Origin of the sequence: Halomonas sp. M1 (assembly GCF_029581375.1) — a bacterium.
Lineage (GTDB): Bacteria > Pseudomonadota > Gammaproteobacteria > Pseudomonadales > Halomonadaceae > Vreelandella.
Genome location: NZ_CP121119.1, coordinates 188,979 through 201,024 on the forward strand (window position 1 = coordinate 188,979; position 12,046 = coordinate 201,024).

The 12,046-nt window shown below is 52.5% G+C and carries 9 protein-coding genes; 7 read left to right on the forward strand and 2 right to left on the reverse strand.

Annotation, left to right across the window (positions count from 1 at the left end; all coding sequences use genetic code 11):
• Positions 1-8 precede the first annotated feature (8 nt).
• The 3 genes from P8S54_RS00835 (at position 9) to P8S54_RS00845 (ending at position 1,747) form a co-directional block, all read left to right on the forward strand.
• The gene (locus tag P8S54_RS00835; RefSeq protein WP_281442839.1) at positions 9-473 is read left to right on the forward strand and encodes a 2-hydroxyacyl-CoA dehydratase; all 465 of its coding nucleotides are present in this window, start codon (positions 9-11) and stop codon (positions 471-473) included.
• A 156-nt stretch (positions 474-629) separates the two neighbouring features.
• Positions 630-1,259 carry a L,D-transpeptidase gene (locus P8S54_RS00840; protein ID WP_281442840.1) on the forward strand — a complete coding sequence of 210 codons (630 nt, stop codon included), beginning with the start codon at positions 630-632 and terminating at the stop codon, positions 1,257-1,259.
• A gap of 224 nt (positions 1,260-1,483) precedes the next feature.
• Positions 1,484-1,747 (forward strand): Lpp/OprI family alanine-zipper lipoprotein, encoded by a 264-nt coding sequence (locus P8S54_RS00845; RefSeq protein WP_016914087.1) that lies wholly within the window; start codon positions 1,484-1,486, stop codon positions 1,745-1,747.
• A 100-nt stretch (positions 1,748-1,847) separates the two neighbouring features.
• Here P8S54_RS00845 and P8S54_RS00850 read toward each other — a convergent pair whose 3' ends face one another.
• Together P8S54_RS00850 and mfd are read right to left on the reverse strand one after the other, a co-directional pair.
• Entirely contained in the window at positions 1,848-2,981 is a 1,134-nt protein-coding gene (locus P8S54_RS00850; protein ID WP_281442841.1) for a L,D-transpeptidase family protein, read from the reverse strand.
• Positions 2,982-3,131: 150 nt separating this feature from the next.
• Positions 3,132-6,581 (reverse strand): transcription-repair coupling factor, encoded by a 3,450-nt coding sequence (mfd, locus tag P8S54_RS00855; RefSeq protein ID WP_281442842.1) that lies wholly within the window; start codon positions 6,579-6,581, stop codon positions 3,132-3,134.
• 269 nt (positions 6,582-6,850) lie between these two features.
• Here mfd and P8S54_RS00860 point away from each other — a divergent pair, with 269 nt between their 5' ends.
• The 4 genes from P8S54_RS00860 to P8S54_RS00875 all read left to right on the forward strand — a co-directional run bounded on the left by P8S54_RS00860 (position 6,851) and on the right by P8S54_RS00875 (position 12,046).
• Positions 6,851-8,314 carry a glyceraldehyde-3-phosphate dehydrogenase gene (locus P8S54_RS00860; RefSeq protein WP_281442843.1) on the forward strand — a complete coding sequence of 488 codons (1,464 nt, stop codon included), beginning with the start codon at positions 6,851-6,853 and terminating at the stop codon, positions 8,312-8,314.
• Between the two features lie 338 nt (positions 8,315-8,652).
• Entirely contained in the window at positions 8,653-10,002 is a 1,350-nt protein-coding gene (locus tag P8S54_RS00865; RefSeq protein WP_281442844.1) for a Na(+)-translocating NADH-quinone reductase subunit A, read from the forward strand.
• Positions 10,002-11,228: an NADH:ubiquinone reductase (Na(+)-transporting) subunit B gene (locus tag P8S54_RS00870; protein WP_281442845.1), complete on the forward strand. Its 1,227-nt coding sequence runs from the start codon at positions 10,002-10,004 to the stop codon at positions 11,226-11,228. Before P8S54_RS00865 ends, P8S54_RS00870 begins: the two co-directional genes overlap by 1 nt.
• Complete coding sequence (locus P8S54_RS00875; protein ID WP_009096306.1) at positions 11,228-12,046, forward strand: Na(+)-translocating NADH-quinone reductase subunit C; 819 nt, start codon at positions 11,228-11,230, stop codon at positions 12,044-12,046. The genes P8S54_RS00870 and P8S54_RS00875 overlap by 1 nt, the downstream gene beginning before the upstream one ends.

Sequence of the window (12,046 nt, forward strand, 5' to 3'; positions counted from 1 at the left end):
TGACACGGATGCGCTACAACCAAGTCAAGGATTTAATCGAGTGGGCGGCAGGCTACCATGCGCGCATGGCGCGCCAGTACACAGAGGCTGCTGAGCAGGCTGATAATCAGCGTCTGGCGATGGCGTTAACTTATCTCGCCTCTAGCGAGTTAAAAATGAAGACCGGGCTGGAAGCACTTTTTAATGACGGCAGCGATCAGCGTGAAGTGCTAGAACTCTGGTTTGACGAGTCCGGCGACTTCCCTCAGCCCCCCTTGTTAGAGGCGCTTGCTGAACGCTCGGTAGCCGGTTCAATTGATGAAATAATGGCAACGGCAGAAGAGTCTCATCGCAATTTGCAGGCTCTTTACGGGCACCGTGCGTCGCGGTCAAAAATTGAGCCTGAAGAAGAGTTTTTTACAGCGTTAGCCGAAGGGCACAATGCTGAAGCTCGCAAGCTAGTAACTAGCATGCATGAGTTTGAAGATATCTAACAAGCGTTAAAAATGAGTTAAATTGGCTCGTTACCATAGAAAAAAATGGTTTTTGTGCGGCGAAATCGCTGACAGTGGTAGCGTTAATAAGGTATAAAAGCCCTCATAAATGCCTTATTTGGCCTGCCAAGCTGGCCCAAAGTGAGAGCCACAACGATGCCTTTAAACCGCCGCCGATTTTTGGCGCTAGCACTAAGCTGGCCAGTAGTCGCCAATGCAACGACTGTTAGCCCTGTGAGTGATTATCAGCCGACAGATCTGGTTGAGACGCTGCTTTCACGAGCCCATATTCCGCGCCACAGCAATGAGCTGTGGCTGCTGGTTGACGATAAAGACGCCTCGTTGAGTGTTTTTCGTGGCAATACATTAATTGATCGTATTGCGCCAATTTCATTGGGTCGAGCAGGCGCAAAAACTCAGCGTGTGCGCGGCGATAACGTCACGCCGCTGGGTGAGTTTCGTATCAACCGTTTTAATTATCAAAGTCAGTGGCATATTTTCATAGGTATCGATTATCCTACGCCACCGCATGCTCGGATGGCACTTGAGAAAGGCATTTATTCTCAAGCTGATTATGAAGCATATTTCGATTACTATCGGCGCCACGGATATCCGCCGCAAACCACCGCATTAGGTGGTGCTATTGGTATTCATGGTATTGGCGGAGGGGATCCGGATATTCATGGTCGCTACCACTGGACCCAAGGGTGCGTGGCAGTCACTAATGAAGAGATCGAGCGAGTGGCAGGGTTGGTAAGTGTTGGCACTCGCGTGGTGATCCGCTAGGCTTATGTCGTTGAAGGAAGTTCGAGGTTTTAAGCACGTGGCTATAGACATCCGTTGTTGTCTATTATAAAACAGCGTTTGACTTGTGTGCCTAGGAGATCATTCTCGGTACTAGTCGCTGTAAAGAACCTGCACCGCAGGTAGACAAATTTAAGCTAACACTTTAGTCTTACTTTTTGTCATACCCTTAATGTTGTACCCAAGGAAGACTCAAGGAGAACACTATGACTCTGAAAACTGCTCTTAAGATGACTGCCGCTGCCGCTTCTCTGGCAATCCTGGCTGGTTGTGCTTCTACCAGCGCACTGGAAGAAGTTCGCATGACTGCTGAATCTGCACAAGCTGATGCTGCAGAAGCACGCAGCATGGCTTCACAAGCTCTGAACACTGCTAACCAAGCTCAGCGCGACGCGCAAGCTGCTCTGCAGATGTCTGAGCAAAACCGTGAAGAAATGAACCGCATGTTCCAGCGTTCCATGCAGAAGTAATTCTGCTTGGGCCACTGAACATCAATTAGGTTCAGTGGTTGCTGTAGATGTAAAAAACCCCGCCTCGGCGGGGTTTTTTTATGGCTGGAAGGCCTAAGCGTTAAGCTTCGCCCTCAATGCGTACAACGGTGCTTACTTCTAAGTCTACTTCTTCAAGCAAGCCCTCTAGTTGAACGGGCGTCTCAACGGGTGCGGCTTCTGGCGCTTGGGGGCCATAAAGCGCTACAAAGCGGCCATTTGGGTCTGCAATTGCCCGCTTGATTTGCTCTTCATCAACATCAACTTGGTCTTCAACCAGCTCGTTTAGACGTGCTAAGGCGTCTTGGAGTGGCTCTGAGTCATCGATATTCTCTTCAAGCTGTGGGTAGGTTTGTACAAATAGCGTGCCGTCTTCAGCCCACCCGGCTTTGAAGGGGGCGTCCATCAAATTCACCTGGGTGCCGCTGGGTAGACGGTCGTAGAGTGACTCAATATCCTCAGGGTACATGCGGATACAGCCACGGCTAGCGCGCATGCCCACTCCGTCAGGGCGGTTAGTGCCGTGAATTAAGTAGCTAGGCATTGCTAGCAGAATAGCGTGACGGCCAAGAGGGTTGTCTGGGCCGGGAGGAACGATCGCCGGTGCCGGCTCACCACGCTCAGCCGCTTCACGGCGCATTGATGCAGGGGGTGCCCAGGCGGGATCTTTAACCTTTATCGTTGTGCGTGTAATGCCCACCGGGGTAGCAAAGCCGTCTCTGCCAACGCTAACAGGATAGGTTTCCACAATGCCGGGGTTGTTGGCTGGGTAATAATAAAGACGCAGTTCCGAAAGGTTGATGACGACGCCTTCACGGGGCGCGGGTGGCAAGATGTATTGAGCAGGAATGACGATTTCTGTGCCTTTGCCTGGAACCCATAAGCTTACATCAGGGTTGGCCATGCGAATCTCTTCGAAGCCGATATTATGCCGACGAGCGATATCGATTAGGGTTTCTTCCTGATCCTCCACCGTGACAGTGTAATACTCACCAACGATGTCGCCTTTTTCGGGCAAGCGGAAATGGCCGCGTGGAAGCTCACGGTGATCGGCTGCCTGCTCTGCACCAGCTACAGCTGCATCACTAACCACAGCTTGCTCGCTGGCCTGCTGCTCGCTTACAGGCTGGGCATAGGCCGGCCCAGTAAGGCTAGCCGCCAGCAGGACCGCTAAGCTGGTGGGGCCCCATAGGTTGAAAAGATGGCGAGTGTTCATGGTCGTTCCTAATAGTGAATGCAGTTGAGTAAAGGCACGTCAGGTGAAGCAAAGGTGTTATTGCCAGGGTGGAGCATCCTTATTTGCCAGAAGCGCGTTGGCTTATTGAAGCTTCCAATGTGCTTCTTAGGTATAAGTTTGCCCCAAGGATTACGCCGCCGCTACTTTTTGATTCAGCGTGGTCAACAGAGTTTCAACCTTTTCAAAACGCTGTTCGACTGATTCCATTGGAAATTCAAACCTTAAAGTGTCTGAGCCGTCTAAACGGTAGTGCTGTGGTGATTTTTGAATCAGCATCACTAATGTCAATGGGTCTACTTGTGTGGCGCTGTTAAACAGTACTCGGCCTTTGCTCTCGCCCGCTTCGATGCGGGCCACGCCTAGCTGTTCGGCGCGTTGGCGGAGCTTGGTTTGCCGAATTAAGTTTTTCAGCGGGGCAGGCAGCAGGCCAAAGCGATCAATAAGCTCTACCTGAAGTTCTTTAAGTTCCGCGTCACTTTGAGTATTGGCAATACGCTTATACATGACTAGCCGCTGCTGTACGTCATGAATATAGTCATCGGGTATCAAGGCGGGTAAGTTGAGGCTGATTTCCACGCCGTTATTAAAGGGGGCGTCTATGTTAGGCGTTTTGCCCGCACGAATTGCTTTTACTGCACGGTCAAGCATTTCCATATACAGCGTGTAGCCTATGGTTTCCATCTGGCCGCTCTGCTCATCACCCAGTAGCTCGCCTGCGCCGCGGATCTCCATATCGTGGCTGGCTAGAGTAAAGCCAGCGCCTAGATCATCAGAGGCGCTGATAGCTTCAAGACGCTTAACAGCGTCCCGCGTCATAGCCTTAGGTGGCGGCGTTAGCAGATAGGCATAGGCCTGGTGGTGGCTGCGCCCTACGCGGCCGCGAAGCTGATGTAGCTGTGCAAGGCCGAACTTATCAGCACGCTCAATCAAAATAGTGTTGGCGCTGGGCACGTCAATGCCTGTTTCTATAATCGTTGAGCACACCAGCACGTTAAAGCGCCGATGGTAGAAATCTGACATAACCCGCTCAAGACTGCGTTCAGGCAGCTGGCCGTGGGCGACGGCTACGCGGGCTTCTGGTACCAGTTCTCGTATCTGCTCAGCGGTATTCTCGATAGTTTTAACTTCGTTATGCAAAAAATAGACTTGGCCGCCGCGCAAGATTTCGCGCAAGAGCGCCTCTTTAATAATGCTGTTATCGCGTTGTTGCACAAAGGTTTTGACTGATAGGCGCCGGGCGGGTGGGGTGGCAATAATGGAGAGATCTCGAATGCCGCTCATTGCCATATTTAACGTGCGTGGAATGGGCGTGGCAGTAAGCGTCAAAATATCAATTTCCGCGCGCAGCGTTTTGAGTTTTTCCTTTTGAGCAACCCCGAAGCGGTGCTCTTCATCAATAATTAATAGCCCTATTTTTGGCAGCTCAACGCTTTTTGAAAGCAGCTTATGAGTGCCAATGACAATATCAGTTTGACCCTCTTTGATGCTTTGCAGTGTTTGAGTCATCTCTTTACCCGCGGTAAAACGGGAGATCAGGCCTATATTGACCGCGGTATCAGCAAAGCGGTCGCGGAAGTTCTCAAAATGTTGGCGGGCAAGCAGCGTGGTGGGCACTAATACCACAACTTGTCTGCCAGACTGTACGGCCAGAAACGCTGCGCGCATGGCGACTTCGGTTTTGCCGAACCCCACATCACCACACACCACGCGGTCCATGGGCTGAGGGGAGGTCATGTCGCTGATAACCGCCTCAATTGCGGCTTGCTGGTCTGGGGTCTCTTCAAAGGGGAAGCTAGCCGAAAAGCGGGTGTACTCTTCAGCGGGAGCATCGTAAACCACGCCTTGCTGGGCTTCTCGCCGGGCATAAACATCGAGGAGCTCTGCGGCGGTGTCGCGAATTTTCTCGGCGGCTTTGCGGCGTGCTTTTTCCCACTGATCTGAGCCCAGCTTATGCAAGGGTGCCAGCTCGTCGTCTGCGCCGCTGTAGCGTGAAATTAGATGCAGGCTATCCACGGGCACGTAGAGTTTTGCCCCATCAGCATAATAGAGAGCGAGAAACTCATTAGCCTGACCGCCCGCCTCTAAGGTCTCAAGCCCCATATAGCGGCCGACGCCGTGGGCTTGGTGTACCACCGGCGCGCCTTCCTTAAGCTCAGACAAGTGCCGAACCGCAAGCTCGTTATCGTCGGTCGCTTTTTCCCGACGGCGGCTCTGGCGAACCACATCGCCAAATAGCTCGGTTTCACTAATTACCGCTACATTGGGTTCAGTAAGCCACAGGCCGCTACCGACTTGGCTTTCGGTGATGCCCATCCCGTGTTGGCTGCCTAGGAAGGCGTGGAAGCTCTCCACGTGAGGCAGTTGTAAATGCAGCGGCGCTAGAATTTCTTCTAGTGCTTCTCTGCGCCCTCTGGATTCTGCAGCAAAAAGGATTCGCGTTTGGGGCTGGGCTTCCAGAAAATCGGCCAATGCGCTGAGCGGCTGTTTTGCCCGCGCATTAATCGCCAGGGTAGGCAGTGCTTGGGCGTCAGGGGTTAGCGCATGGCGATGCGTTTCATCTTCGGTTAACTCTATGCGTGGCCGCGCCTTGATCGCCGAGAAGACCTCACTAACGGGAAAGAACGCGCGATGTGGAGGTATTAACGGCCGAGTGGAATCTACTCCAAGGTTGTCGTAGCGTGACTCAATCGCTTGCCAATGCTGCTCGGCGGCTTGAAATATTCCGGGTAGTAATGCGACGCGAGTGTCGTCAGTGACGTGTTCAAAAAGTGATGCGGTCTGTTCGAAAAATAGCGGCAGGTAGTGCTCTAGCCCGGGTGAAGGTATGGCTTTGAGAGCGTCGTTATAGAGCGGGCTTTGGCGCGGATCAACGTCGAATAGGGTTTCAAACTGCTCCCGAAAGCAAGCAATGGCGCTACGGCTTAACGAGTATTCGTGGGCAGGAAGAAGTTCAAGATGATCTAGTTTATCGGTAGAGCGCTGATTGCCTGGGTCGAAATGACGCAGCGTATCAATTTCATCATCAAACAGGTCAATCCGGATAGGTTCATCCATGCCCATGGCAAAAAGATCGATAATAGCGCCGCGCATAGCGTACTCACCCGGCTCATACACGGTCTCAACAGCGCGATAGCCTGCTCGGGAGAGTGACTCCCTGAACGTTTCACGATTGAGCTTGGCGCCTGTTTGCAAGGTCATCACCCGGCCAGCGATATATTCCACCGGCGGCAGGCGTTGCATTAACGTGTTGATAGGAACCAATACAATCCCGCGAACCCCGTCCTGGAGCTGTCGTAAGGTGCGTAGGCGGGCGGATATAATATCCTGATGGGGAGAAAAGCTGTCGTAAGGCAGCGTTTCCCAATCAGGGAAGGGGAGGACAGGCACGGTGCTGTAGAATGCTAGGTCTTGCTCCATACGTTGGGCGCTAGCGGTGCTGGGCGTGATCACCAGTAGTGGGGCCTTAGACGCTACCTGGGCGAGTGCCAGGGCAGTCGCACTGCCCGGCGGCGCTGTGAGGTAAAGCGTGTCGCGAGTCCCGTGTGGCTGGGGTGGTTCGAGCAGAGAGAAAGAAGGCATAAGTAAGGTATCGTTTTGCGCTGAAACGGAATTTGGATCATACACGATCAATACTTCCAGTTAGAGTCCCCGCCGAGCAAGAGTGATGGGTGGCTCTGTTATGTTTCGTTGCCTCCATATTATTTGCGATTTGTAGTCAATGGCCTCTTTCTGTAATACCCCTACATGCTGTGCGACTAACCTTTGATTGCTACTGAGCCTTAAGCCCAGGATAATGCACCTTGGTTTTTTCTTTATGACCCTGTTTTCACTACTCAATGAGGCCGCACGTGAGTCAGCAAGCTCTCGAAAACGTTTTTCAGGATTGGCAAAACAACGAAGCCTTGGCAGAGCAGATGATCCCGCTTGTCGGGCAGCTTTACCGTCAGAACAACGTTGTTGCCACCATGTTCGGACGTTCGCTGATCAAACGGTCGGTTATTCGTATCCTTAAAGATCATCGCTTTGTGCGTAAGATCGAAGGCACTGAGCTATCAGTTGAAGATACGTTCCCCATCGTCAAGGCGATGAGTGAGCTAAACCTGGGGCCTGCTCATGTAGATGTTGGCAAGCTAGCCGTCAATTTTAAGCGCCAGAGTGGAAGCGATCTAAACGCCTTTCTGCGTGACGAGCTAAGTGACATCATTGACGGCTACAAGCCAGGTGCTAGCACTGGTGAGCCTCAGGACGTGGTGCTGTATGGCTTTGGTCGTATCGGTCGCTTGCTGGCTCGTGTGCTGGTTGAAAAGGCTGGCGGTGGTAACTTGCTGCGCCTACGCGCGATTGTTGTACGTGGCCGTGGTGACGTAGCAAAAGATCTTGAAAAACGCGCTAGCCTGCTTCGTCGCGACTCCGTCCATGGGCCTTTTGAAGGCACTATTTCGATTGATGTTGAGGCGCGTACGCTTATCGTAAATGGTAATGTGGTACAGGTGATCTACGCCGATTCGCCCAGTGAAATCGATTACACTGCTTATGATATTAATAACGCTGTCATCGTCGATAATACCGGCATTTGGCGCGATGAAGCAGGTCTTGGTCAGCACCTTGAGTGTAAGGGCGCAGCGAAAGCGTTGCTGACGGCGCCGGGTAAAGGTGATATTAAAAATATTGTCTTCGGTATTAACCACGGTGCCATCAGTGATGAAGACCGCATTGTTTCAGCCGCGTCTTGCACTACCAATGCCATTGTGCCCGTGCTGAAAGTGCTCAACGATGAGTACGGTGTGGTGAATGGCCACGTAGAAACGGTGCATGCCTACACCAACGATCAGAACCTAATCGACAACTACCATAAAGGCGACCGTCGTGGCCGTAGTGCGGCGCTTAACATGGTATTGACTGAGACGGGTGCTGCAAAAGCTGTTTCTAAAGCGCTGCCGGAGCTTGAGGGTAAGCTAACGGGTAACGCTATCCGTGTGCCAACACCCAATGTTTCCATGGCGATTTTGAACCTGACGCTAGATAAGGGCACCGACGCTGAGGCGCTCAACGACTATTTGCGCCGTATGTCGATTGACTCTGCCTACCAAAAGCAGATCGATTTTGTCGACTCGGCAGAAGTGGTCTCTTCTGATTTCGTTGGTAATCGCCATGCAGGCATTGTGGATGCCAAAGCGACCATCGCTAACGGTAATCATGCTGTTGTATACGTTTGGTACGACAATGAGTTTGGTTATAGCTGCCAGGTCATTCGTATTCTTCAGCAGATGTCGAATGTGCAGTTTTTGAAGCTGCCACGCCAAGTGGGCTAATTGCCCTCTTTGCTTAGCATAGGCGTTCTGCCTTGATAGCTAAGGATAGGGTGGTGTTTTGCCCGCTCTTCTAGCGCTTATTGTCAACGCCACCTTCGGGTGGCGTTTTCGTACCAGAAACAAACGCGCTGTAAAAGCATATAGCACCTTTGGAGGCCCTCAGGGATGTGGTCATTGGCCGCTCTTATCTTTATAATACGTTAGATTTTTCGGGGTGGTTCAAGCGTGCTTGGGCCTGACTGGTAACAATCTGAACAGAAAACAAGAATTCACTGAGCAGAAAATAAGCATTCGAACCCCTTACCTTCGTATATCCGATCCAACAACTGGGCGAGACTATGATCGAAGTCAAAAAAGGCCTGGATCTCCCCATCACGGGAGCGCCCGAGCAGCGTATTGAAGATGCGCGGCGTGTGCGCCACGTGGCAATCCTGGGCACCGACTACGTTGGCATGAAGCCAACGATGGAAGTTCAGGAAGGGGATAAGGTCAAACTGGGCCAATTGCTTTTCACCGATAAGAAGATTGACGGTGTGCGCTTTACAGCGCCTGCCAGCGGTGAAGTAATTGCAATTAACCGTGGCGAAAAACGCCGTTTGCTGTCTGTCGTTATTAAAGTTGACGAAAATGAAGAAGCGATGACATTCGCTTCCCATGATCGTGGTGCTTTAGGGCAGCTAGAGCGTCAAGTCGTTGTCGACCAACTGGTTGAGTCAGGACTCTGGACTGCCTTGCGCACCCGTCCGTTCTCACGTACGCCAGCCATCGACAGCACACCTACCGATATCTTTGTCACCGCAGTGGATACTCATCCGCTAAGCGCTGATCCCGCCTTAATCATTAATGAAAATGCCCAGGCATTTGAAGACGGCCTCAAGGTGCTAACCCGCCTGACCGAGGGCAACGTTTTTCTATGCACGGGTGCTGACGCTTCCCTACCAGGAAGTAACGTTAGTGGTGTGACCACCGAAAGCTTCGCTGGGCCGCACCCTGCTGGCTTGGTGGGAACCCACATTCACCACCTTTCGCCTGTCGCGCTACATAAGAAAGTGTGGCACATCGGCTATCAGGACGTTATCGCGTTCGGCAAGCTGTTTGTGGAAGGGCAGCTCGATATGACCCGCGTAATAGCGGTGGGTGGCCCGCGTGCTGAGAATCCTCGTCTGCTGCGTACCCGTGTGGGCGCCAGTACCGATGAACTCTTTGCAGGTGAGGTTATCCAACCCGAAGACACCCGTGTAATTTCAGGCTCTGTGTTCTCTGGCTTTGCCACCGAGGGCAAATTGACCTATCTGGGGCGCTTCCATAATCAGGTGAGCATGCTGGAAGAGGGCAATAAGCGCACCTTCATGGGATGGCTATCTCCTGGCGCGAACCGTCACTCTGTACTTGGTATTTATATTTCTAAGCTTAAAGGCCTGCGTAATTACGCGCCAACCACATCAACCAATGGTTCTGAACGTGCCATGGTGCCAGTGGGCGCGTATGAGACCATCATGCCTTTGGATGTAATGCCAACACAGCTGTTGCGTTCGCTGATCGTGGGCGACATTGAAGTTGCCATGCAACTTGGGTGTCTTGAGTTAGACGAAGAGGATCTGGCGCTTTGCACGTATGTTTGTCCCGGCAAATACGAGTATGGCCCCATCCTGCGTGACAATCTCACCATGATCGAGAAAGAGGCCTGATGATGGGTATTCGACAAACACTCGATAATCTCGAGCCGCACTTCCACAAAGGTGGCAAGTACGAAAAGTTCTACCCGCTCTACGAAGCGGTAGATACTGTTTTCTACTCACCGCCCAGCGTGGCAAAAACTACTGCCCACGTGCGTGATGGTATCGACCTTAAGCGCATTATGATCACCGTCTGGATGTGTACCTTCCCGGCGATGTTCTTTGGTATGTGGAACGCAGGCTGGCAGGCTAATACAGCTATTGATGCTGGCTACGCGTCCATGAGCGGTTGGCGTGAAGCAATCATGATGACCCTGGCGGGCGGGCATGATCCCGGCAGCCTATGGGCCAACTTTGTACTGGGCGCCACGTACTTCTTGCCAATCTACCTCGTAACGTTCGCGGTAGGTGGCTTCTGGGAAGTGATGTTCGCTATCAAGCGCGGTCACGAAGTTAACGAAGGCTTCTTCGTAACGTCAGTACTGTTTGCGCTGATTCTGCCAGCGACAATTCCGCTTTGGCAGGTGGCTCTGGGTATCACCTTCGGCGTGGTTATCGGTAAAGAGATCTTTGGTGGTACCGGTAAAAACTTCCTGAACCCCGCATTAACCGGTCGCGCGTTCCTGTACTTTGCTTATCCGGCGCAAATTTCCGGTGATGCAGTATGGGTTGCTGCCGATGGTTACTCTGGTGCGACAGCACTTTCGCTAGCATTCCAGGACGGCATGACGGCACTGACCAATACTTTCACTTGGTGGGACGCCTTCTTAGGCTTTGTGCCAGGTTCGGTGGGTGAGGTCTCAACGCTGGCCATCTTCATTGGTGCGGCGGTGCTGCTGTGGACCCGAATCGCCTCGTGGCGAATCATGCTGGGTGTATTCCTGGGGATGGTGGTCACTAGTACGCTGTTCAACCTGATTGGCTCTGACACTAATCCGATGTTCGATATGCCGTGGTACTGGCATTTGGTGATCGGTGGATTTGCTTTTGGTATGGTGTTTATGGCGACCGACCCTGTGTCTGCCTCTATGACCAACCAAGGCCGCCTAGTGTTCGGTGCGCTGATAGGTGTGATGACAGTTTTGATCCGTGTGGTGAACCCGGCCTTCCCGGAAGGCATCATGCTGGCCATTCTGTTCGCTAACCTGTTTGCGCCGCTGATCGATCACATGTTCGTCCAGGCCAATGTTAAACGCCGCCTCAAACGGACTGGCGTACCGGCCGAGGAGACTGCCTAATGGCACAAGGTAATAACTCCATCAAGAAGATCCTGACCGTAGCATTTTCGCTGTGTATCGTGTGCTCAGTCATCGTTTCGACGGCGGCTGTTGCATTACGACCCATGCAGCAGCTAAATCAGGAGCTGGATCGTAAAACCAACATCCTAAACGTGGCGCGTTTATACGAACCCGGTGTGGATGTAGAGCAGGCGTTCCGCGAGCAGATCACTGCTCGCGTCGTTGAGCTGGCAACTGGCGACTACACTGACCAGTTCGACGCTGACACGTTTGACGGTTTTGAAGCGTCTCGTGACCCTGCAACGGGTCGTACGCTGTCTGGTCCCCGCGACATCGCTGGGCTATCCAGGGTTGAGAACTATGCGGCTGTTTATTTGGTCGGCGACCCTGATGACCCCGATCAGATTGTTTTACCCATCCGTGGTCAAGGCCTTTGGGGCCGTATGATGGGCTTCCTGGCGGTTGAAGGTGACGGTAATACGATTGTGAGTATTACTTACTATGACCACAGTGAAACGCCTGGCCTGGGTGCCGAGGTAAACAATCCGCGCTGGCAAGCTCAGTGGGAAGGTAAAAGGATCTTCGACGACGAAGGTGAACTGAATCCTGCTATCCGCGTTGTTAAAGGTAGTGGTTCCGGCGATTATGAAGTTGATGGTCTCTCTGGTGCTACCCTGACAGCTAATGGCGTTAACAACATGCTGCAGTTCTGGCTGAGTCCAGAAGGCTTTGGTGAATATTTAGCCAGGTTCCGCAGCGGCGTTGACCAGGAAGATGCTCAGGACGCTGACGTCGAACTCGAAGCGGAAGGAGCCTGA